At 35.8% G+C, this 24,796-nt stretch carries 18 protein-coding genes, 1 pseudogene and 1 other annotated feature; of the genes and pseudogenes, 4 read left to right on the top strand and 15 right to left on the bottom strand.

Annotated features, from left to right (window positions below):
- Positions 1–5: 5 nt before the first annotated feature.
- The 6 genes from glgD to dacB form a co-directional block, all read right to left on the bottom strand.
- Positions 6–1,112: a glucose-1-phosphate adenylyltransferase subunit GlgD gene (gene glgD, locus LDK52_RS01890; protein ID WP_277584258.1), complete on the bottom strand. Its 1,107-nt coding sequence runs from the start codon at positions 1,110–1,112 to the stop codon at positions 6–8.
- Positions 1,113–1,127: 15 nt separating this feature from the next.
- Positions 1,128–2,285 (bottom strand): glucose-1-phosphate adenylyltransferase, encoded by a 1,158-nt coding sequence (locus LDK52_RS01885; RefSeq protein ID WP_277584257.1) that lies wholly within the window; start codon positions 2,283–2,285, stop codon positions 1,128–1,130.
- Positions 2,275–4,224, bottom strand: a complete 1,950-nt coding sequence (gene glgB, locus LDK52_RS01880) for a 1,4-alpha-glucan branching protein GlgB (protein ID WP_277584256.1) — start codon at positions 4,222–4,224, stop codon at positions 2,275–2,277. Before glgB ends, LDK52_RS01885 begins: the two co-directional genes overlap by 11 nt.
- Before the next feature lie 274 nt (positions 4,225–4,498).
- The gene (locus LDK52_RS01875; RefSeq protein ID WP_277584255.1) at positions 4,499–5,521 is read right to left on the bottom strand and encodes a glycoside hydrolase family 15 protein; all 1,023 of its coding nucleotides are present in this window, start codon (positions 5,519–5,521) and stop codon (positions 4,499–4,501) included.
- Positions 5,522–6,495: 974 nt separating this feature from the next.
- Positions 6,496–7,503, bottom strand: a complete 1,008-nt coding sequence (locus LDK52_RS01870; protein WP_277584254.1) for an LLM class flavin-dependent oxidoreductase — start codon at positions 7,501–7,503, stop codon at positions 6,496–6,498.
- Positions 7,504–7,689: 186 nt separating this feature from the next.
- Positions 7,690–9,147: a D-alanyl-D-alanine carboxypeptidase/D-alanyl-D-alanine endopeptidase gene (dacB, locus tag LDK52_RS01865; RefSeq protein WP_277584253.1), complete on the bottom strand. Its 1,458-nt coding sequence runs from the start codon at positions 9,145–9,147 to the stop codon at positions 7,690–7,692.
- Positions 9,148–9,982: 835 nt separating this feature from the next.
- Here dacB and LDK52_RS01860 point away from each other — a divergent pair.
- From LDK52_RS01860 to LDK52_RS01850, 3 genes are all read left to right on the top strand, one after another.
- Entirely contained in the window at positions 9,983–10,318 is a 336-nt protein-coding gene (locus LDK52_RS01860; protein WP_277584252.1) for a GNAT family N-acetyltransferase, read from the top strand.
- Between the two features lie 338 nt (positions 10,319–10,656).
- A complete protein-coding gene (locus LDK52_RS01855) occupies positions 10,657–11,169 on the top strand; it encodes an RNA polymerase sigma factor (protein WP_277584251.1) in 513 nt (170 codons plus the stop codon).
- Positions 11,162–11,977 (top strand): hypothetical protein, encoded by an 816-nt coding sequence (locus tag LDK52_RS01850; RefSeq protein ID WP_277584250.1) that lies wholly within the window; start codon positions 11,162–11,164, stop codon positions 11,975–11,977. Before LDK52_RS01855 ends, LDK52_RS01850 begins: the two co-directional genes overlap by 8 nt.
- Before the next feature lie 120 nt (positions 11,978–12,097).
- Here the strand turns inward: LDK52_RS01850 and ileS are convergent, their stop codons facing one another.
- The 6 genes from ileS to LDK52_RS01820 all read right to left on the bottom strand — a co-directional run bounded on the left by ileS (position 12,098) and on the right by LDK52_RS01820 (position 22,402).
- The gene (gene ileS, locus LDK52_RS01845) at positions 12,098–15,193 is read right to left on the bottom strand and encodes an isoleucine--tRNA ligase (RefSeq protein WP_277584249.1); all 3,096 of its coding nucleotides are present in this window, start codon (positions 15,191–15,193) and stop codon (positions 12,098–12,100) included.
- 55 nt (positions 15,194–15,248) lie between these two features.
- Positions 15,249–15,488, bottom strand: a binding site (T-box leader).
- 191 nt (positions 15,489–15,679) lie between these two features.
- Entirely contained in the window at positions 15,680–17,113 is a 1,434-nt protein-coding gene (gene hpaB / locus LDK52_RS01840; RefSeq protein WP_277584248.1) for a 4-hydroxyphenylacetate 3-monooxygenase, oxygenase component, read from the bottom strand.
- 126 nt (positions 17,114–17,239) lie between these two features.
- Positions 17,240–18,295, bottom strand: a complete 1,056-nt coding sequence (locus LDK52_RS01835) for an HD-GYP domain-containing protein (protein ID WP_277584247.1) — start codon at positions 18,293–18,295, stop codon at positions 17,240–17,242.
- 169 nt (positions 18,296–18,464) lie between these two features.
- Positions 18,465–19,586 (bottom strand): response regulator, encoded by a 1,122-nt coding sequence (locus tag LDK52_RS01830; protein ID WP_277584246.1) that lies wholly within the window; start codon positions 19,584–19,586, stop codon positions 18,465–18,467.
- Positions 19,587–19,592: 6 nt separating this feature from the next.
- Complete coding sequence (locus LDK52_RS01825; RefSeq protein WP_277584245.1) at positions 19,593–21,392, bottom strand: sensor histidine kinase; 1,800 nt, start codon at positions 21,390–21,392, stop codon at positions 19,593–19,595.
- 224 nt (positions 21,393–21,616) lie between these two features.
- The gene (locus LDK52_RS01820) at positions 21,617–22,402 is read right to left on the bottom strand and encodes an SDR family NAD(P)-dependent oxidoreductase (RefSeq protein ID WP_277584244.1); all 786 of its coding nucleotides are present in this window, start codon (positions 22,400–22,402) and stop codon (positions 21,617–21,619) included.
- A 202-nt stretch (positions 22,403–22,604) separates the two neighbouring features.
- Here LDK52_RS01820 and LDK52_RS01815 point away from each other — a divergent pair, with 202 nt between their 5' ends.
- Positions 22,605–22,934 (top strand): DUF3889 domain-containing protein, encoded by a 330-nt coding sequence (locus tag LDK52_RS01815; protein ID WP_277584243.1) that lies wholly within the window; start codon positions 22,605–22,607, stop codon positions 22,932–22,934.
- 85 nt (positions 22,935–23,019) lie between these two features.
- On the opposite strand, the gene ribH is transcribed toward LDK52_RS01815, so the two are convergent.
- The 3 genes and pseudogenes from ribH to ribE form a co-directional block, all read right to left on the bottom strand.
- Positions 23,020–23,484: a 6,7-dimethyl-8-ribityllumazine synthase gene (gene ribH / locus LDK52_RS01810; protein ID WP_277584242.1), complete on the bottom strand. Its 465-nt coding sequence runs from the start codon at positions 23,482–23,484 to the stop codon at positions 23,020–23,022.
- Positions 23,485–23,519: 35 nt separating this feature from the next.
- A pseudogene (gene ribB, locus LDK52_RS01805) lies at positions 23,520–24,107 on the bottom strand (3,4-dihydroxy-2-butanone-4-phosphate synthase); the annotation flags it as partial.
- Between the two features lie 12 nt (positions 24,108–24,119).
- Complete coding sequence (gene ribE / locus LDK52_RS01800; protein WP_277584241.1) at positions 24,120–24,755, bottom strand: riboflavin synthase; 636 nt, start codon at positions 24,753–24,755, stop codon at positions 24,120–24,122.
- Positions 24,756–24,796 lie beyond the last annotated feature (41 nt).

Genomic DNA, 24,796 nt, shown 5'->3' with positions numbered 1-24,796 from the left:
CCAGTTTAAACTACTTCTTCTTTTTTAATCACAATCGGTTTATTTCTCCCCGAAATGATTTGATCCTTCGTAATGATTACTTGTTTATCCGTTATCACATTTTCGATATGTGCTCCCTGATCAATATCTCCCTTTTGCATAATGATACTGTTCTTAACTACTGCACCCTTTCTAACTTTTACTCCTCGAAAAATAACACTATTCTCGACGGTGCCTTCAATAATACATCCATTGGCGATTAAAGAATTAGACACCCTGGAGGAATTTGCAAATTCGGCAGGTGCTTCATGTTTAATCTTCGTGAAAACTTCCCATGAATCATAAAAGAAGTTGCGAAGTATTTCTGGATTAAGAAAGTCCATATTACTAGCATGGTACGTTTCGAGGGAATGAATAAAAGGCATATAACCCGTGAATTGATACCCTTGCACTTTTAGATTCATCAAATTAGCCTTAACAATATCTTTCAAAAAATCATACTCATCATATTCTATACAATTCTTGATTAAATCTATTAGTAATTGTTTTTTAATGACATATGTTTCCAAACAAATATGGTCGCCTATTTTTGGTGCCGTATAAAAATGTATATCACGGATTTCACCGTTTGCGCCAAGTGAACATTGATGATAAAGTGGTCTTTTCACTGGTACACCGTCATATTCCTTATACAAAACAGTAATATCAGTCCCATTACTTTCATGCTCTTTTATCACATCGTTAAAGTCAATTTTACAAATATGATGACCTGGAGCAATAATTACTGTATCCGCAGTTGCCCGTTGGAAAAATTCTAAATGATCATAGAACTGCTGTAGATCGCCTTTAATTTTTTCATCCGGATGAATGGAAGGAAGAATGAATAAACCTTGTGAACGGTGATCGAGATCCCATTCCTTTCCAGAGCCAAGATGATCCATCAACGAACGATATTTATCTTTTGTGAAAATGGCAACTTTACTTAAAGGTACATTCATAAAGTTTGACATGGTGAAATCAATCATCCGGTAACGCCCACCAAATGGTATGGAGGCAAGACATCGGTGATGAGTCAATTCTTTTAAAATAGGTCTTTCATTTACAAGATTTATCACACCTAATACATTCCTCATTTAAGCTGCCTCCTATTATAAAGCTTGCAGTAATGTACTTTCCGAAGTAACCCGCTGATTTTCACCAATTAATGTAAGCCCTTGTTTAGTGTCAGAGATAACAACGCCATCCTCGATAATTGTACCGCTACCGATTATAGCCTTTTCAATTATTACATTCTTGCCGATTTTTACATTAGGCATGATAACAGAATTCTTGACGAGAGAACCACTACCAACCTGGACATTATAGGAAAGAACAGAATGGTCAACCTTCCCAAATACCAAACAACCTTCATTGACTAGAGATTGTGTTACATCAGCATCTTCCGATATATATTGTGGAGGGTGGTTGGCATTCCCTGCGTATATTTGCCAGTTTGGATCTCCAAGCTTGAAATCGGAGGACTCTTCCAATAAATCCATATGTGCTTCCCACAGGCTCTCAATCGTACCTACGTCTTTCCAGTACCCTTTAAATCGAAACGCTTGTAATTTTGCTTCATCCTTTAGCATCTTTGGAATGATGTCTTTTCCAAAGTCATTAGTGGAACTGCTATCCTGTTCGTCTTCTGTTAAATACTTTTTGAGATGTTTCCAGTTAAAGATATACACACCCATCGAAGCCAAATTACTTTTTGGATGTTTTGGTTTTTCATCAAATTCAATAATTCGGTCCGCTTCGTTGGTATTCATAATACCAAAGCGACTTGTTTCTTCCCATGGTACCTCTATAACCGCAATTGTCGCATGTGCCGCCTTATCAATATGATCTTCTAGCATTTTATTGTAATCCATCTTGTAAATATGATCTCCTGAAATGACAAGCACATATTCTGGGTCATTGTGATCGATAAAGTGAAAATTTTGGTAAACGGCATTTGCCGTACCCTTGTACCATTCACCACCATTTTTCCCCTGATAAGGTGGAAGCATAGAAACTCCACCATTATTGCGGTCGAGATCCCACGGGCGACCATTGCCAATATATGAATTTAAAAGATGCGGCCGATATTGAGTAAGAATGCCAACTGTATCAATACCTGAATGTGTGCAGTTGCTTAAGGTAAAATCGATAATCCGGTATTTTCCACCAAATGGTACTGCGGGTTTAGCTAAGTCACTTGTCAATTCCCCAAGCCTTGAACCTTGACCACCTGCTAAAAGCATTGCAACCCATTTCTTAGATGTCATTTGTACTGAATCCCCTTTTCCTTGTTTTTGTTTCTTTCATGAATATAGCAATTCCTAGCGGCGGCACAGTTATCTTTAGACTAAAAGGTTGGTTATTGTGCGGAATCTGAGTGGCATTGACTTCAGCAGAATTCAACTGTCCCGATCCACCAAATGATGTATCATCACTATTAAATGCTTCAAAATATTTCCCATTGGATGGAACCCCTATTTGATAGTTATGGAAAACATCTGATGAAAAATTACAAACAATGATGCAATAATCGCCCTTCCGTTTTCCTTTTCTCATAAAAGTAATTACGCTTTGTGCCGCATTGTCTGCATCAATCCATTGAAAACCGGCTTGTTCGTGATCTAGGCGCCACAGCGAATTGGTTTCCTGGTAAAACTTGTTTAATTGTTTATAGTAACGAAAAAAAGTGAAGTGAGCTTCAAATTCTAGTAGCATCCAATCCATTTCTTGCGAGTATTTCCATTCGTCAAACTGCCCAAATTCACTGCCCATAAATAAAAGTTTTTTCCCTGGGTGCACAAATAAATAGCCGAATAAAAGGCGTAAATTCGCAAATTTTTGCCAGTAATCACCAGGCATCTTATTTACTAATGATCTTTTTCCATGGACTATTTCATCATGCGAAAATGGAAGTACAAAGTTTTCCGAAAATGCATATAAAAAGGAAAAAGTCAGTAGGTGGTGATGCTGAGGTCGTTCGTTAACATCAAGCTTCATATATTTAAGGAGGTCATTTGACCAACCCATATTCCACTTATAATTGAATCCGAGACCACCTAAGCTAGTAGGACTTGTTACGAGCGGCCATTCAGTTGCTTCCTCTGCCATCATGAGGACACCAGGGTATTTTCGGAAAATGGTTTCATTTAACTTTTTCAGAAAATCAATTGCATCCAGATTTTCTTCACCACCATACTCATTCTTCAATTTTACTGGAAGTGGATTATCATGATTTAGATAAATCATAGATGAAACTGCATCAATTCGAAATCCATCTACATGATAGAGATCCATCCAAAACATTACGTTTGAAATAAGAAAGCTAACGACCTCTGGCTTACTATAGTCAAAGCTATATGTTCCCCAGATTGGTCTCTCGGCACGCATGGGATCTGTAGACTCGAAGAGAGACGTTCCATCGAACCGTCCAAGGCCGTGGACATCCTTACAAAAATGAGCAGGAACCCAATCAAGAATTACACCAAGACCCTTTTGATGGCATTGATCTATAAAATACATTAACTGCTCAGGTGTACCGTATCTGCTAGTGGCAGAAAAATATCCAGTTATTTGGTAACCCCATGAACCATCGTATGGATGCTCCATAACAGGCATCAACTCAATATGTGTAAAGCCATTATCAATTGCATAATCGATTAATTCGTCGGCAAGTTCTTCATAACTATAAAACGCACCATCTTCTTTTTGTTTCCAGGAAGCCAAGTGAACTTCGTAAATTACCATCGGTTTATGGTATATATCTTTCTTTTCTCGCTGTGCCATCCATTTTTGATCGTGCCATTTAAATGTGTTTAAATTGTAGACAATAGAAGCTGTGGCCGGCCTCAACTCGGAATAAAAGGCATAAGGATCAGCTTTTAATTGCTTCTGCCCATCTGGTCCAGTAACCTCGTATTTATAAATGTCACCATGTGCAAGCTCGGGAACAAATAATACCCAGATCCCTGAATGAGGCAAGCGTTCCATTTGATGATGGGACCCAATCCAATTATTAAAATTACCCACAACAGATACCTGTTTTGCATTCGGCGCCCAAACTGCAAAACGCACACCTTGCATATGCTGCTCAGAAAAGATATGCGCACCGAGCATTTTATAACTTTCAAACAGTGTTCCTTCATGAAAAAGATATACATCAAAATCACTCGGGTATTGCCGGTCATTGAACTTCATAATACCTACCATTTCAACACCTCTTCCAATCTATGATTATTACACCTTAATTACTAGTTCTTCTCCTAAATTATTCGTCATCAATCTTAAAACACCTTTAAATTATTTAAATCTTTAAAAAACTTTACAATTCCATAGAAAATAAAAAAATCCTCCAAGAAATGAAGGATTTTGTAACATTCTGTTTGATTGTGAAATGTGAAACTTTTATAAATTCTATTTTCAATTATCCGTAGACTTGTTATCAGCTGTCCTCCCTCACATCATACTTTACATGTTTTTTAGCTTACTCATTTCCTGTTAATTGGGAAACTGGTGTATTAATCATACGGTTTAAAAATATATAGGACAAGGAAACGGACCAAGCTAGTGGCGTGTTGCCATTTGGCACATTTTTTCCGCCGATATATAATTCAGGAACCTCCCAATTATCTGGTACGATTCGTTCCGTTTTATTTACATATTCATAAGCTTTATCATGCAAGCCCAGTTCAAAATAGCACAATCCTAGCCAAGGTAATCCGAAGCACCATTCTGCTTCGCTGCCTTCGTTATAATACTGATCGTTCTGATAACGAATGCAGCCGTTTGTTCGCTCAAGCTTTTCAGAAACCATCTCCACTATCTTTAGCGCCGTTTTCCTTTCTACGATACGATACGGATAGATAAGTGAAAGCAGGGATAAGTCTGTTTCTTTCGTTTCACTTTCCCTAGGTAACAGAAAACGCAGTGTCTCTTCCCCTTTTTGAATCAGTTCCTGCTTAACATTTACGAGCATTTTCACTGCGCGCAAACCTGCCACACATGCACCGACACTGGAAGCATGCAGTTCCATATTCTCTTCCCACATTCCATTATCCACTGCCTGCCAGTATTGAAGGCACTCTAGATAGTCGACTAGCTTCTCAACAATTGCGAGATCTTGCTCATCACGTATAACCTTATGTCCATGATTCACTCCCACCCCTACTCCCCATAAGAAAGCTCCAATTGCATCATTCTGAGCATGACCCCACTCTTGGCTCATTTCCTTTAAATCTGTGGAATACCGCGAGTGGATATATTCAAAAAGAAAAACCGGTTTTTTTTCACGGTGAATGTCGATTTTCCACTCATATGTTTTAAATAGGTCGAATAAGGCATGATAGGCTTTTTCATACCGATCAGATTTACTTTGCAAAAATGGCAAAACGGTATATACGACATCACGTATCCAAACAAAGTGGTAGTCTTTTGAAATACTGGCAGTGTATGCACCATTCGGTAAACGCATACCATCTAAAACGTCTATTGCATTGCTGATTTTCATATTCGAGACCTCCATTAATTAGTTACAACTATATAGTGATTGTTAACCATTTGTATTTATTCTAGACAAACTATTCTTTGATAACGCTTTCTAAATAGAGAAATGTAAATACTTCTATTTTATGTATGAATTACTTGTTTGGAAAAGCAACCTGACCTAGTGCTCATAAATTGTTTATTTGCCAGGTACATGATACCGATTCAGTTTCTATTAAGTGTTCAGTAAACAATATTACTAATACCCAAAATTTTTATTGGTTAATTCGCGCTTAACATTACTTTTCGACATTTTTCTACCAAATCCTGCTAACTAATCTTTATTATGCTATGGAAAGTTTTAAAAAAAACGGGCAAAAAACGTCCAGTCCTCTAGGATCTAAACCTATTTCTACTGTTTTCGAAGTGCTTTGGACAGACTTATCGCGCTGTATAATTACCGTTTGATTTTTTAAAAGATGCTGGTCGTGACTGAAGTCACGACCAGCATCTTTTCTTCTCGGTAATCTTATGGCGATTGACTGTCCGTCGCCCTTATACAACTTCTAGAAACAGGTTAGTGCATCTTTTGTTAACTAGAGAAAAGAAACTATCCTAAAAATAGAGGAGGCTCACGAAGATGCAATTTCGTTCGCTATTCCACTTCTTTATTGCGTAGACACTTACTATTTTTCTTTATTTCCACTAGTAAAAAAGGGATTCTACTATCTTCATCCACCATTACACAATTTCATTCCTAAATTCAACAGACAGATTTATCCCCACATTAACTCGAACTACACTGATCATCCAAACGAGGGGCTATGCAATATCCCAGAGCTTAATAAACAGATGAAACGGAAATCAGTAGCATTAATCGTTCTTAAAAGTCCTGTAAAACGGGTGTTCATGAGGTGTTTTAATATACTTTCCTATCTTATTAAAAAAACATGACGATGTCCCTTAGGGATTACGTCATGTTTCATATAGCGCCAAAACTTAAAGTTGGTCAACGGCTTCTTTCAATATTTCATAGGAACGTCTTCTAGCTTCCTGATCATAGACATATGTAACAGCCATCAATTCATTTACGTGTAATTCTCCCAAGAATTTTTTTAGTTGGTCGGTGATTGTATTTCGGTCGCCTTTAAAAGTATAAGTCGACATTCTACGGACCGCATTTTCTTCTAAAGGGTTCCACAGACCTTCCATAGTATCCACTGGAGGCTGCAAAGGACTCTTTTTACCAGTTACCACATTTAAATAAAAACGATCGCTAGTAGTAGATAGTCTTTCCGCCTCCTCATTAGTATCTGCTCCAATTACATTTGCACAAACTATCACATATGGTTCTGCTAAATACTCCGAAGGAACAAACTTATTTCGGTAAATTTGTACCGCTATCTCCAACTGCTGTGGGGCAAAATGTGCAGCAAATGCATAAGGTAGCCCTAAACGAGCAGCTAATTCCGCGCTTGAGGTACTTGAGCCAAGAATATAAATTGGTACATTGGCACCTACACCTGGGAATGCGCGAACTGCCCCTTGGTAATCTAAAGATTTAAAGTAATTTTGCAGTTCCACCACATCTTCTGGGAAAGAAAAAGAAGTTTCCTGTGTAGTTCTACGTAGAGCATGTGCCGTTTGCATATCCGTTCCTGGAGCGCGGCCAAGTCCTAAATCGAGTCTATTCGGATAAAGGTTTTCAAGTGTACCAAATTGCTCTGCAACAACAAGTGGTGCATGATTTGGCAACATAATTCCACCTGAACCTACTTTAATAGTATCTGTTTTTTCCAACACATGGCCGATTAAAATGGAAGTAGCGGAGCTAACAACATTCGGTGAATTGTGATGTTCCGTTAGCCAAAATCGATTGTAGCCTATTTTTTCCACGTATTGTGCAAGACTTACCATATCCTCAAAAGCTTCTTTATTTGTTTGTCCCTTTTTTACAGCAACTAAATCCAAAACCGATACTGGGATGGGCTGAACTTTTATATTCATATGTATTACTTCCCTTCATTTAAACGTCTCCATTTGATAATAGTGCCAATGAAATGTTTCTTCAAGGTATCTGCTTCATTTGTAATTGAAAGGCCCATCCTCAAAGGATGAGCCTCTATTGCTTCCTATTCTTTTATTGTTTTTTAAACATAGATTTGATAAAGTAATAGACTTAACTTTATTCCCCTATAATTCTCTTGCAATTTCCTTAACAATTTCATCAATTGCCGAGGAAGCTCCCGATTTATTTTGTACTAACACACTAAAGATGTATGATTGGCCACTACTTGCTTCTAAATAACCACTCAAAGTACTAACACCGGTTAATGAGCCTGTTTTAGCATATACTTTTCCGGCTGTTAGTGGGTCTTTTAATCGATTTCTTAAAGTGCCTCCTACCAATCGATCTGGATTTGCAGCTACTGGTAAGCTAGTAAAATAGGTTGTAAACCAGTCTTCTCCTTGCACTTGATATAACAACTCACTCACTAATAAACTCGACACCCTATTTTCATGAGACATACCAGACCCATCCTCAAATTGCCAATCTGTCATATTTAAATTAATGGATTCTCCATATTCTCGTATAGCTTTTAAGCCAGCCTTTGTGCTACCGTGGTTATTTTTCACTTTACCTATTGTTTTTACTAAAATATCCGCAATACCATTATTACTTAGTTTCATATAAGGGATTAGCAGTTGCTCCAGTGTCATCGATTGCTTCATGGCAACGAGTTGAGCGCTATTTGGTGTTGCAGCTGTAAATACTTTTTCTTTTGAATACTCGATTCCCGCTTCAGCTAAAACTGCCTGGAACATTGTCAATGTATGTGTCGTTGGATGTTTGACAGTGACCCATTCTCTTTTATTTTTATCGACAGGAAGGTTCCCAGTAATGACGATCTTGTTTGTTTCGTACAATCTTTCAATTGTTACTGTATTGGTTTTTCCTGCTTCTACTGTCTGAGCTTCGTTTACTATTTGTAAATCACCAATGTGCGGCGTTACTTTAATAGACGGTAAATCCCCAACTACAGTCCCGATTGCTTCTACAATAATCGTACCCGAATCGTAGTCTGTGTTCGGAGAAGTAGTTAAAGCGGAAATAGGAGCAGCGTAATAATAAGACTCGTCCCCAACCCAAATTCCCGGTGTTAGCAAATCATCGTCAAACCATTTGTCATCACCAACAATCCGACCATCCACTTTTTGGATACCCTGTGCTTTTAACTCTTCAGCGAACTGTTGTAAGTCTTCTACTGATAAAGTTGGATCACCTTGTCCTTTTAAATAGACATCCCCTTTTAAAATCCCATTTGATAACTTCCCAGAAGTATAAAGACTTGTATTAAAACGGTAATCCTTTCCTAGAACATCTAAAGCTGCTGCAGTGGTCAACAGTTTCATATTAGATGCTGGTTTTACAGTTGTAAGACCTTTGTAGTCATAGATTATTGCTCCAGAGAATCGTTCTCTTACAGTAATGCTCACTTCTGCTCCAGCTAATTTTTCTTCTACAATACTAGTAATAGAATCGCTTAACGTTTTATCTACTAATTCCTCTGCTTGAGCAACATTCTGAAAACTGAACATACCTAAAACCAACATCCAAGCCGTCACCACTGTCATCCATTTTTTATTCACAATTTTCCTCCTTATCAGAATTTTTAATTATATTACTTAGGTGTATATTCACCAAAAAGAAAATTTATCCTTTACAACTATTAAAAACAGGCTTTTCGAATGAGGTTGAAAGAATTCAACTAAATCGATAAGCCTATCGTTTTCTTGTTATTCGTGGCTATTGCCTCAGAATTAATGAGTACCACCTTTGGACGTTTAGTAAATTAAAATGGTAAAAAGAAAAATTCTTCACATAAATTATTTCCCGAAAAATAGTTTACACGCATCTTCTAAAATCATCATTATAGGGTGCATTCTATATTCATAAATTACATTTCTTCGTCATTAAAATTCTCTCATTACTCTTGTCACAGGAGCCACTTTAAATTTCCCTAAAAATATATTTTCAAAATCTCGTTCATTCCCGAACTAACCAATGAGATAAGTGTGGATGCACCTAAGAAATAAGAGTCCCCATCATTGAAATCTAAAAAAATAAACCTCGAATCAAAATCAGCATAAATAATACCACAAAACTGGTCCCTAGAAGTATATGGGTAATTAACGAAGAGATTACTCTTTTTTTACGCATAAAACTTTTATTCATTTTATCTGAGATAATTGATGCTGAAACACCAAATAAATAGTATCTGGTATCGTTTACAGACTAGCATAAGCTATTAACGCAGGTACCTCCCGTATGGTACTGTCCTTCTAAAAACATAAAAATCAAACCTATGAAAAGTAAAGATATAATGATTGTGCAAATAGAAGCTATTATTTTTCTTATGAACACATTAGTCCTCATTGAATCAATGAAATTGCATACTAATTATCGTTCAACGATCAACAACAAGTGTTGGAAGTATTAAATAAACCCACGCTTGGGTTGCAAAAAAAGGGGATTTACCAATGGGATTATCCTTGGGATGTAAATAAAGTTGTAAACGAAATAAATAGAAATTATGCGTATGTATTATTGTTAGATGAAGAAATAGTTGGGACTTTTTGTTTAAACGTCATAGATTGTTTAAGTGAATTAACAATTGATTCTAAAAGTTATTACTTGTCTCGAATTGCCATTCTACCAGAATACCAAGGTAATAATTATAGTTCAATAATCATGGATTTTGCATATTCTTTTGAAGGAAATAAGACGATCCATTTAGATTGTTGGACAGGAAACTATTAAATCTGGATTTTTAGATCCTTTTGTTTCGTATGACATGTAGTCCTCCCATTTCTAATAGCTTATTTATAATTTATACGGCTAAGTTGTTAGCAGCCCTTTGAAAAAAATCTATATACTTCTAGTTCGATTGCGAATGCAATAAAACCTTTAACAATTATGATTTAAATCGTACTGATATTCTTTTTTCTTATACTTATAAAAAAAGATTTCAAATAATGTAAAATGAGAGTAAAGTATCAAAAATTGTGTTGCATCAGGTTATATAAGAAAATAAGTTTTTTTTTTATTTAATCGTCTTTTTGAACATTAGAATCGTTTTCCTAATAGGGGGGGATTTCTTGATAGATGAAGATAAATTAGAGCGGCTCATGCAGCTATATACAAAAGAATTGCTTCGAGTAAGTTTTTATTACACGCACAATATACATACAGCACAAGATATTGTACAGGAAGTGTTTATCAAGTTTTATCATAAACAAGTTGTATTAATCGATGAAGAAATGAAGCCCTACTTGTTGAGGATGGTTATTAATCAATCCAAAGATCACTTAAAAAGCTGGCATTATCGGAAAATGAAAATAGTTGAAAAAATGTTCTCGCAATCTGGTCATGACCCGAATCACCTCATACTAAAAGAAGAAAAAGATGCAATTAGTGAAGCTATTTTCTCTTTACCACTTAAACAACGGGAAGCCATTACTTATTATTATTTTGAAGGATATACATCAAAAGAAATTTCCTCTTTGTTAAAAGTACCTGAAAGTACAATTAAATCCCGACTAAATAAAGGAAGAGAACGCTTGAGGGAACAATTAAAAATGGCAGATTGGGAGGCGCTATTGAATGGGTAACTTTCGATTAAAGGAGCTTCAGGATCTAACTAATGAGACGCAATCTGTGAAACAATATGTACGAACAAACTTGCTTCAGCCAAAGAAATCGCCCCGTCTTTTATATGGATTAACTATTACGGTTGTCTCCATTGCTATGATTTTATTTGTACTAAATGTAGTGAATCCCTCATTACCTCTTACTAATTCCTCCCTACCGGAAAGTTTGGTTGAAATAGAGGGTTTGGGTGGTGCTACAAGTAGTGAAATGTTTGGGCATTACGATGATCAAGCTAATCGTGAATTGACGTATTATCGACCGGTAGATTTAAAGGAATATGCTTCCTCATTTCCGATCAAGCTTCCAGAAACACCTATGCCATTTGAACAATATGATTCAACGGTAATAATTGTAGAAAGTGACAAAGGATTCGAAACGCAGTTCATGTTTGATAAACGTGATGAATACAAAGCCATTACTGAATTTATAATAATTTCTGTGAGTAATACTGATATGAATCCATTTATAGGCAATGACTTCACCCAATTAAAAGAAGATGGGGTAGGCAATCCTGTTCAAATGGAATCATTAACTGAATCGATCTATCTTATGCATCAAATTCGTACATCTCCCAATGCACTTGCCTATCGTTATTATAATTATGATGAAATGAGTAATCTCATTTCTGTAAATGTAACTTCTGCAAATGAATTGTACACATACTACAAAGGGAATATCTATCATATAGGCTATGATGTAGACCAACCAATAGATGAAGTTGTAGCGTTTGTGAAAGAATTTATCTTACTGAATGCAGATGATTTTTAATCTTAAGTAGCAGTAGCCCTTAGGGAATGAAAGATAAACCAAAATAATTCACAACTTTATAATATTCTCCAAATAAAAAAAGCGTTCAACAATATTAAATTATTGAACGCTTTTTAGCGATTATTCTAACTGCATGCTGAGTGTTAATTCTTGTTTATTCAACATTACAGTTATTTTTGAATCAGATACAAGCACTGAAACAAATTGGATTTGGTGAACTAAGATATTTGTTCTTATTAAGGTATCAAAACTCTGAATTAATGATTTAGAATCTATGTTACAACTTATTGACAGATTAATGTATTTTTCAATTGGATAGTTATACTTTTTACGTGCGTCCTGAATGATGCGGATAAAATCACGAATCATCCCTTCTTCTATTAACTCAGAGGTTAACTTCGTATTTATAAGTACCTTATAGAAAGCATCTTCTACAAAAGCATAGCCTTCTTTTACATGGGTTTCTGTAATTACATGCTCTTTTAATAATTCAAAGGATTCATTTGAATTAACTACTGGTATACTGCCTTCCGATAACAGTAATTGTTTTTCTGTCCCTGTCAAGTTCTCCACATACTGTTTAACATTATTCACCGTTTTACCAAATACTGCACCAGCTACTTTGAAATTTAACTTAAACGAAATTTCTTCTAATTCTTCCAAATCTGTTACCCAAGTTAACATTTTAATGTTTAATTCGTCTTGAATAATGGAGCTATAATCCTTTAAGCTTTCACTGGATACATCTGAACAAATAACCATTTCGGCTAGTGGCTGTTTCACTTTCAAGTTATATGAATTACGGATATTGCGACCTAATTCAACAATTTTCAATACAGCATTCATATCATTCTCTAATTTTCCATCGATTAAACCACTTTCAGGTTTTGGGTAGTCCTGAAGATGAACGCTATTATTGTGTAAATTTAAATGAATATCCTCTGCGATGAATGGTGTGAACGGCGCAACTAATTTACTAACATTACTTAATACGTGGTATAACGTGTTAAAAGCTGCACGCTTATCCTCAGAAAAACCCGTCGCCCAAAACCGCTGTCTCGACCTCCGAACATACCAATTACTTACTTCCTCTACTAACCCAGCGATTTCACGAGTAGCTTGTGTAAACTGATAATCATCCATAAATACGGATACATTTTGAATCGTACTATTCAACCGCGAAAGAATCCAATGATCCATTTTTGTTTGTTTACCAGGTATGGTTGCATCAAATGAAAATTGATCAATATTTGCATATATTGAATAAAATTTATATAAATTATCAAGCGTATCAAGTAGCTTTGAACTTGCTTCTTGTACAATTTTTGTTGAAAAACGTTTTGGATTCCACGGAGAACTATCAACCAATAATGACCAACGCAATGCATCGGCACCATACTCATGCATTAGATCAAGTGGATCTAATGCATTACCTTTACTTTTAGACATTTTTTGACCATGTTCATCCAATACATGACCCAGTGATAAAACATTTTTATAAGGTGTTTTTCCTTTAAAAAGTGTTGAAACCGCTAGTAGACTATAGAAGAAACCTCGAGTTTGGTCAATTCCCTCTATCACCACATCCGCAGGGAACTGTTCTTTAAAATGGTTAGTATCACTAAATGGATAATGGTGCTGTGCAAAAGGCATTGACCCACTATCAAACCAGACATCGATTACTTCAGATGTACGTAGCATCTCGCCACTACAGTTTGGACAAGTACAGCTAATGGCATCTATATAAGGCTTATGCAAATCTAAATTTCCCGGTAATGGCTGGGATGCAAGTTTAGCTAAAGATGCAACACTTGCCGGTGCTTCTTCATGCCCACAAGTTGAGCAAATCCACACGTTTAAAGGGGTTCCCCAGTAACGATTACGGCTTATATTCCAATCCACTACATTTTCTAAGAAATTACCGAAACGCCCATTTTTAATGTGATCAGGATACCACTTCACCGTTTCATTATTTTCAACTAGCTGCTCCTTTAACGCTGACATCTTGATGAACCAACTGTCTGTTGCATAATAAAGAAGTGGAGAATCACAACGCCAACAATGAGGATAGCTATGTTCATATTTCTCTTTATGAAATAATAAGCCTGTATTCGATAAAAGCTTAATGATTTCAACGTCACAGTCTTTCACAAATTTACCTGCTAAATCCGTGACAACCTCTGTATAACAACCTCTCTGATCCACTACATTTACAAAGGATAGTCCATTTTGTTGTACTGTTCGATAATCATCCTCTCCATAAGCTGGAGCAATATGAACAATTCCTGTACCACTCGTTTCTGTTACATAATCCGCTAACACGACAATATGCCCTTTTGGTACGTCAACATAATGGAATGGGGGAAGGTAAGGAACACCATCAAATTCGTCTCCCCTATGTTCACTTAAGATGATAGCTTTTTCTCCTAATACAGTAGGAACTAATGATTTTGCTAAAATAAAAATTTCATCTTCTACCTTGGCGCGAACATAAAATATAGTTGGATTCATAGCTAACGCTACGTTCGCCGGTAACGTCCAAGGTGTCGTAGTCCAGCCGAGGAAAAATTCATTAACATTAGCAAGTTTAAACTTAACTGTAGCGGAGAGATCCTTCACATCTTTATAGCCTTGTGCCACTTCGTGAGAACTCAAAGATGTTTGGCAGCTGGGACAATAGGGTGACACACGATGTCCCTTGTAAAGCAATTTATCCTGATGTACTTTACTTAAAATATTCCAGACACTTTCAATATACTCGTTACTTAGTGTTAAATAAGGGTTATCCATATTTACCCAATAACCTAGTTCCTCGGTAAAAGAACGCCAAATCTTTTCGTATGTGAATACACTTTCCTTACATTTCTTAATGAAATCCTCAATACCATATTTTTCGATATCTTGCTTACCAGATATTCCTAGCTGTTTTTCCACCCCAAGTTCAACAGGTAAACCATGTGTATCCCATCCTGCTTTTCGCTCTACTTGGTATCCCTGCATCGTTTTATAGCGGGCTACAACATCTTTAATCGTTCTTCCCAATGCGTGCCCAACATGTGGAAGTCCATTTGCAGTTGGTGGACCTTCATAAAATACAAATGATTTATCCTCTTCCCGATTTTGTACAGACTTTTCAAAGATTTTATTGTCTTCCCAATACCGACGAATTCTTTGTTCTCTTTGTACTTTACTTTCTTTTACTTCATGCATACTCATTGCTATTCCTCCTATACATTTTGTATAAAAGGCATACAAAAAACCCCGTCCCGAGTAAAGGGACGGGGTTAACCGCGATACCACCCTAATTCTATTGACCGATCCAATAGCACTTAGCAACGTACAAATCATACGTGTTCTTTTTAACGGTAGACACCCGGATAAGCTTACTAAAATCTTCAGCTATTCTTCTCAGAGAGGATATTCATTTATCACTTGCACACTGACTTTCAGCAATTTGTCAGCTCTCTGGGGAACAAGTAGATACATTACTCTTTCTCTTCAACGAATTTATATGCTTTTATTGAATAGTACTATAACAAATATAGAAAATAGTGTCAATTATTTTCGTATCATAAACTTCATCTCAATTTTGATGTATAAATAAGTTTAATTTAATTTTCACCATTTCCTCTCAAACCATTGAAAACTGGTGTTATCGCCAAATGATACACGTGAAAAGCCCACATTCAAAGTTCTGTGGACTTATTCCAATATATCTTTCACACGCTGCACATATTCATCCGTATCGTAGGAAAAGTATAGCTGACTAGCAAGTCTGATAGGATCACCGAAGAAAAAACGTTCGTATAATGTTTGGCGAGTTCCAAATGCACTCATCGTTAAGTCCCATGCTAAGCGGAACAGTTTGACTCGGTCCTCTCCGATACCTTCACTGGATTGTAAATAGTGATTTAACTCTTTTCTTATTGGTGATTGAAATGCACTTTCTGTTGGGATAGACATTAATCCACTGGCCCCTAATAGCTGGATGATCTCTGTAAACCTCGGATAAATGCTTGGAAATACATTCATTGCGATTTGTAATGTTGTGCGATCTGGTTGCATCCATCCCCCTTTATCGATTTTGGCCTCTACTTCTGATTTAAGTACCAATGCCTTCAATGTCTCCAGAGCGATGATTATTTCAGATGCTTTTTCTTGCACATGCTGGTATTCATCAATATTAATGGAGTCGATTATTGATTGGGCAATACCTAATATAAATTCGGTTTTCACAATCTGCCTTGATACTACTTGATGAACGGTAAAGGGAAGAAACGAACTGGATTTCATAAAAATATTTGAAACAGGGACGTTGTCATAAAAAAACACACGCTCCCAGGGTATAAAGACATTATCAAATACTACAAGACAATCCATTTCCTCATACTTGGAGCTTAATGGATAGTTAAAAGTCGAATCGCTGCCAACAAATGATTCTCTACATATAAACCTTACACCTTTTGTATTACTAGGTATGGCGAATGCGAATCCATTCCCCTCTTCTACCTTTCCACCTGTGGAGATAACTAATAGTTCATCCGTTATTCCACCCTGGGTCGCAAGCAGTCGTGCACCTTTTACAATAATTCCATTCTCGTTTCTACCTACTATTTTTGCAGCAATCGGTTCATTCGAACGTTCTACATACATTTGTGTACGATTTACTTGTGGTTCTATAAACGTATGAGTCATGCAAATATCATTTTCTCTTGCATATTCATAAAATGATATTAGGTTATCGGGAAAACAGTTCTTTTGGTCCTTCAATAAATGTACTGATGAAGCTAGAGCCATTAAGACTGTGTTCATATAATCTGGACTTCTTCCCATTAGTCCATTATTTGATCTAGCCCAGTGCTGTATCATTTCACGTCTCAACACTAAATCCTCTTTTGTCTTTGGTTGTAAATAAGACATGCCTACCAGATTTTTGGTAGTTGGTGAATGATAAGTGAGGGCATATTTTAGATCTTTATCATGTTGAAGATCGTACAATGCTGCCTGACTTTTAATAATTCCTTTAAACGCAGGGTGCTCCGAGATATTCCCCTTAACAGGCTTACCGTCTATCCATACGTCCGTTTTCAGTTGGTCAATTCGATCTATATATTGCTTCCCCGTTAAAGCCGGCATATCCTCACTCCTAATGCTTCAGGCTGTTCTTAGCATTATATTATTACAAATTAAGTGAAGATGTGACAATGAAAATATCACATCTGCCTTTCTGGGGAAAAAAAACTTTCACTCGGATACAAAGTACTACTCAGCTATTGCATCAGGAAAGTTAATATTTTTTATATGAATTGATTGATCTTTGCTGAGATCGACAAATTTATTATTTACTTTAATCAATGGGCGTGTTGGATTATGAGATTGAACCATAAGAATGGTTCCTTCACTACCATCTGTCAACATTACTGAATGTCCTATTAAACTGTTCATTAATTTTTCTATGAATAATCTTGTAATAGCAGGATCAAGCTCACCGAATACGTCTTTCTCCATTTGAACTAATACCTCGTTAAACGGTAATGGATTACTGTATACTCTTTTCGAAGTCATCGCATGGAAAATATCTGCAACCGAAACTATACGACTGAACAAGTCTATTTTATCTTTAGTTAGACCAAATGGATAACCACTTCCATTCATTCTCTCGTGATGTTGAAGCGCCACTAATGCTTGTCTATGATTAATACCTATCGTTTTTTTCATGATTTCGTAACCTAATAGAGTGTGATTTTTTATAATTGCATATTCCTCATCGGTCAATCTACCTGGCTTATTTAATATTTGTATTGGGATAAACATTTTTCCAACATCATGCAGTAATGCTGCAGTTGTTAGCTGCAATAAGTCCTGATGTTCAAGACTCATCCAAGTTCCTATAAGATTCGATATCATACCAACAGCAATATTATGCCTATACGTATAATCGTCTTTTACTTGAATTGATGCTAGTAAATTAATAACCTGCCTTGCTTGAACTGCCTCATGGATAACCGGTAATACATCATCTCTCAAATAAGAAAGTGGAATTCTTTTTGTTTCACGTATATCATCAAACAAACTGCCAGCACGAACAACTGCGTTATCTATATCCTTTTTAAACTCGAGGTACTTTACATCTCTCTTTGCATTAATCGATTCCATTGTAAAACCAGGCAAAGTAATGTCATGCTTTATTAATTTTTTTACATGCTCCTGGGTTATTAATGTTTCAAAAGGCACTAGCAGAACACCATTTTCACTATAAATGTCATGAATGACTTTAGATCCTAGAGTATTCTTCACATAATTTTCCCGGTTCTCCATCCTCTCTCCTCTTTTCTAATATAGTCAAATCAGCTTAAATTATAATTTCTATTTATTAAATTATAATTCCTTTCAATGACGCGATAATGACAAATCTTAAAAAGAGATACGAAAACGTGAAAAACCCGAAGTTACTTTGGTTGCTAATGCTCAAGCTATTATTATAAAGTTAGGTGTTAGTTTCTGTTAAAAGTTGTTTGTATAGACTGGTATGGGTATGTGATGGACTAATTCCAATTTCACGATGAAGTCTTTCCGTAAATTCTTTATAATGCTGATTTATTGCCTTTGAATTATTTTGTAGTGCTAATGCTTTCATGAGCAACATACTTGAATTTTCATTTAACTCATCAATTGTAAGAAGTTTCGTCAATAAACGTATCGCATTAGTTATTTCATTTTTAGTTAATAGGGCCCTACATAATCTTTGAACCAATGTAATGTACATGATAGTAAATCGTTCTACTTCTCCTAAAGCCCATAGGAAAACAAATTCACCAAATAAATCTCCCCTATAAAGCTGTTCTAGCTCAAGTGCAAATTCTATATTTGTTTCATCTATAATAGAGACTTTTTTATATCCCTCTTCAAATCGGAGAAAATCAATATTAGCATTATCAATTTTTAGTACATAATGGGTTTTGTCTGAATATAAACTTCCTTTCAACCCATTCTCTTTTAATAACTTACGAAGCTGATAGACTGTCGTATTTAAATAAGTCTCTGCATTCTTCTGAGGCATTCCTCCAAATATATCTTCCGTCAATCTCGATCTAGCTACACGTCGCCTTTCATTTAGAAGTAAGTAACCAAACAGCTCGGCACTTTTACTAGATTTCCACTTGACTGTCCCGCTTTGCTTACTTTCGATGTCAATTCCACCTAAGCATTTAACAATCACATTTTCTTGTTCACCGACTAATTTTTTCTGAATGTTTTCAGATAGTACTCTTTGCATAGTATTTTGTAGTCTCTCCTGATTAACGGGCTTAATAATATAATCAAATGCATAGACATCAAATGCAGACAGTGCATACTCCTTGTGAGATGTTACGAATATAAGCTTTGTATGTTTACCACTCTTTCTAAATCGTTCTGCAAATTCAAGTCCACTCTCTTTTGGCATACTAATATCTAGAAAAATTACATCTACATCTTGGTCCATCAAAAAAGAAAATGCTGTTGAGGTATCTTGGAAGTATCCAACTATTTCGACATCAGGAATCTTTCCAAGCATTCGCTTCATAATTAAATGCATGGCCCTTTCGTCATCGATTATTACCACTTTCACTAAGCATTACTCCTCTCTTCTATCATTCCTCAAAATATTTGAGGAATCTACTGTTGGGATAGGTAGCGTGAAATAAAAGGTACTTCCTTTAGTTGGAACACTTTCGAACCATATTTCTCCCCCATTTAGATGCACAAATTCCTTACATAGCGAGAGCCCTAAGCCAACTCCTCGCTCACCAGCGGTTCCATCAAGAGAAGTAGGATATGTTTCCTCGAACAATTTTTCCGCTTGATTTGGGCTTATCCCGTCACCAGTATCCCTTACAGAGACAATAATTTTACTTATTTCAGACACTGCATTTATGTGTATATTACCTCCAAAGTCTGTAAATTTTATGGCATTTGATAGTAAATTTCGAATGACCAAATCGAGCATTTCTTTATCTGCCAAAATATATGTATTTTGCTGTATACTCGATTCTATTTGTATCCGTTTTACTTCACTGCGAACCTGTACTAGGCTGACATTAGACTGAACTATTTGAGATAAATCCCAAACCTTTGGATTATATTGGATACCTTCTTTTTGACTTCGAAACCAATCGAGTAATCCATCAACTAATGTAAATGTATTTTTTAATTGATTATTCATTTCCTGTACAATTTCTTTACGGGTTTCATAGTTACCGTGAATCTCTTCATCCATCAATTCCATTAGATTAACTAGTACCGCTAAAGGATCTCGAATATCATGTGCAACGACGTTAAACATTTTATCCTTAAACTGATTAAGCTCACTTAACTGCTTTGCATTATTTTGTAATTTTTTCTCTGTTTGAACCGCAGCTGAAACGTTACTTAACAGGAGCATTTTTCCAATTGTTCTTTTTTCATTGTCTTTAATGAATACCATTTGCACTTGATAATATTGATCCTTTGTAATTTCTGAAATTTGTTGCTTATTTTCTATAGATTGCTCCTCCATAATCCTTTCAAGTAGCTCTGGATAAGGAGAAAATATTTTACTAGCATTTTGTCCGATAGCTCTGATATTTAATTTAGTAATAACCTTGCTTGCTGATTGGTTAAATCTTGTAATATTATTATCTAAGTCAAATACGATGACAGCATCCTGCATAGATTCAAACACCTTTTTTAAAGCTAACGGATACAATTTCATCATATTATATTGAAAAATACCTAGCACAAAAAAGATACCTGAAAAAATAAATCCAAATGGAGATAGATCAAAAGGAATTGAAAACAAACCAATTAAATGAAGCAATGCAAAGCCAAAAGGACCAAATGAACCAATGATCATAAGCGCAACTTGTTTCTTCATATTAGTAGATACTTTCCTGTACAGCCGTATTAAAAGGAACATTCCGATGCTTACAAGTAAATATGCATATATTACATGAACCATATATAAAGGACCTTTGACAGTATGTACTAAAGAATAGCCTTGCTCTTTCGTAATAGACATACTTCGGTAAAATAGATAATGCCACTCATTCGTATAAAATGATACAAATATCAATGCAGGGATAATGAATAGTAATACAACAAACACTTTGCGTATTTTAGCTTGATATCCTACATATTGCAGAACCATAATAAACCAAAAAACTGTACCAAAAGGAATAGCGATATATTCAATCCTTAGCCAAAAATAGATTTCTTCCATGGTTGTACTTAAAATCTCAAAAGAGTATCCGAATGTATAAATTGCTCCCGTCAGCATACCCAGACCACAACTTATAGCAATTGGAAGTTCTCTTCTGTTCCAACAAAGATATGCCAAGAACAAGGAGCAACCAGACGCTACTATCAACATCCCAACTAGATACAAATTATAAGTCATATTTTCCCCCTATACAGGTATTATAAATCAGGTATTTGGAATCAGTACTTTCATTCATGTTACCAGAATTTCACAATAATCAAACTCTTTTTTTTAATAGCATTTTAATTTTATATTAGACGTATATCTGCTTAAATTACTGGAAATTGTATTCAACGATAAATTGCCCATAAAAAAACCCGAATGAGACCTATTAAAGGTCATTCATTCGGGTTCCATTTTAATTACAGCGTTCCACCGGATCCTCCGTCGATATTCACAGATGTTCCTGTTACATAAGAAGCTGCATTTGACACTAAGAAAGTAATGACATTTGCCGCTTCTGCTGTTTCTCCAATTCGTTGGAGTGGAATCGAAGGACCAACTACATTTCTAGAATATTCATCCCAAGTAAGTTCTGGAGAATTCTTTTTCCACATAGATTCGATCTGATTACTTCTGATCAGGCCTATGCAAACTGTATTCACACGTATATTATCTTTTCCTAAATCTTTACTCATCGCTTTAGTTAATGCCATACCTGCAGCTCGACTAACAGTAGTTGGTAAAGAATTGGCAGGTGGTGTTTTGCCTAAAACTGCCGTTACATTGACAATTGCTCCCCCTCCTACTTCTCTCATATAAGGAATTACAGCTTTCGACGTATGTATCGCTCCAAATAATTTTAAGTCTAAATCTGTTTGCCATAAGTCTGTATCAACTGATTCAAAATGATTCGCAGAAGAAGTACCTGCATTATTCACTAAAATGTCAATACGTCCATAATGATCTATTGTTTTTTGCACAATTTCTTTACATGCTTCCTCTTTTGTAATGTCAGCAGGAACTATTAACACTTCTGTTCCAGTTTCACTTTTAATAAATGCTGAAGCTTCTTTTAATTTTTCTTCTCCGCGAGCACAAAGAACTACTTTCGCACCCTCTTGTACTAATTGAAGTGCTGTTTGTAAACCTATCCCTTTACTTGAACCAGTTACTATTGCTACTTTTCCTGCTAATCCTAATTCCATTATGTTGCCCCCTCTAATTCAATAATCTTGTTCATCCTTCATTATAGTACAAATTTATTATTTATCAGAATTATTGCTCTGATCATATGAAACGCAATACATTAACGATGTAAGTACTGGATTCATGTTGAGCTAATTCATACATGGTATAGAATGATTTCCAGCGAATGACACATCCTAAAGTAAAGGAGATGACATTAGTATGAAGAAGATAATGATTGCATTTGGAATTATTGCTCCTACTCTATCAATTTCAGCACATATACCAACAATTGCTCCTGTACAACAAGAAATACCAGCATATGCGAAGTGGGGACAGTTTGCTATGAGAGAAACTCAATCCAAATATCCAAATGCGAGTATTGTTGACTACCTCCATGTAGGAAGTAAATCTAAAGAAAATTCTACCATCGAAAAGTTTAGGCTATGGTTAAAAGAAAGTGACAAAGAATTTGGAGTCTCTGTAATAATTGAATATACGACCGAAACTGATGAGCTAGTTAATATTCGAATCGAAGAAATTTTAGAATAAATGCTTTAGCATTAGCACACCTATTATGAACAAAGCCATTGACCATTCATGTTGGTCAATGGCTTTGTTACCTATCACACGGTTGTTACATTATTTTTAAAAGATTTGCCATCTCAATTGCTGATATAGCTGCATCGTATCCTTTGTTTCCGGCTTTTGTACCTGCACGTTCAATTGCTTGTTCAATGGATTCTGTCGTAACAATACCGAAAATAACCGGTACTCCAGTTTGTAAACCTACTTGTGCAATTCCTTTTGCTGCTTCGTTACAAACATAATCATAGTGAGTAGTAGCTCCTCGAATTACTGTTCCAAGTCCAATGACGGCGTCGTAATTATGAGATTCAGCCATCTTTTTCGCAATAAATGGCACTTCAAATACACCAGGAACCCAAGCTACTTCAATGTTATCATCTGCTATTCCATGACGTTTTAATCCATCAATTGCCCCATCAACTAATTTTGCATTGATGAAATCATTAAAACGACCTACGACAATTCCTATTTTTAAATCTGTACCTATCAAATTTGCTTCTATTGTTTTAACCATTTTGTTCTCTCCTTAGCTAGCTTTAATATTTGTAGATAACTTGATAATTCTTCGATCGTTACAATTTTCAATTGGAATTGCTTTGCAAACTCCAGTAAATCGGGTAATCGTGCCATTGATCCATTGTCTTTCATAATTTCGCAAATTACACCTGCTTTTGCCGATGCACATAGCATTCCAAAATCAACTGCAGCTTCTGTATGGCCACGTCTTTCTAATACACCACCAGGCTTTGCAATCAGTGGAAAGACATGTCCAGGTCGCTTAAATTGAAGTGGACTTGCTTTTGGATTAATAACTTGCAGCATTGTTTCTGAACGATCGAATGCACTAATACCTGTAGATGTACTCTCGTGATCTATGGACACAGTGAATGCCGTTTGATGAAAATCAGTATTGTGAGTAACCATAGGATGTAATTGCAATTCCTCTGCGATTTCTTCATGAATCGGCATACAAATCAACCCACGACCATACGTAGCCATGAAGTTAATATTTTCAGGTGTTGCAAATTCTGCTAAGCATAGGAAATCACCCTCGTTTTCGCGGTTTTCATCATCTACTAAAATAATGAGCTTTCCTTGTTTCAAATCTGTAATTGCTTCTTCTATAGTGTTTAGCATGCTATTATCTCCTTAAAAACCGTTCTGCTGTAAAAAGTCTTGTGTAATAGTTGATTCTTTTTTATTCGTAACATATTGTTGCACATACTTTCCTAGCATGTCACATTCTAAATTGACTAATTCACGTTCATTTTTCTGACCCAATACTGTTTCTTGATTTGTATGGGGAATAAGTGAAACAGTAAGTACAGACTTCGATATTTCAAAGATCGTTAAACTTGTTCCATCAATCGTTATAGATCCCTTTGGAATACAGTAGTTACTGACTTCTTCGGGTATTTTAATATCAATATAAACTGCATTTGCTGTAGGACGCTTCTTCAAAATTGTACCGACTCCGTCCACATGTCCTGAAACGAAATGTCCACCGAATCGACCGTTTGCTGCCATTGCTCTTTCTAAATTTACAGCGGACCCACTGTTTAATAATTTGGTTGTAGTTGCGTGAAACGTTTCTGGCATAACATCTGCCGTAAACTCGGATTGCGAAAACGCAATGACTGTTAGACAAACACCATTTACTGAAATGCTATCTCCCAACTTTATGTCTTCTAAAATTCGTTGGGCCCGAATAACAAGTTGCATACTGCTAGCACTTTTTTGAACGTTCTTTATTGTGCCAAGCTCTTCAACAATTCCTGTAAACATTTAATCCTCCCTTTTTAATGAAAATATTTTAAGTGAGCATC

This window comes from Psychrobacillus antarcticus (assembly GCF_029533155.1).
GTDB lineage: Bacteria > Bacillota > Bacilli > Bacillales_A > Planococcaceae > Psychrobacillus > Psychrobacillus antarcticus.
Note: the sequence above shows the minus strand (reverse complement) of the source record. Positions and strands in the feature narration are given on the sequence as shown.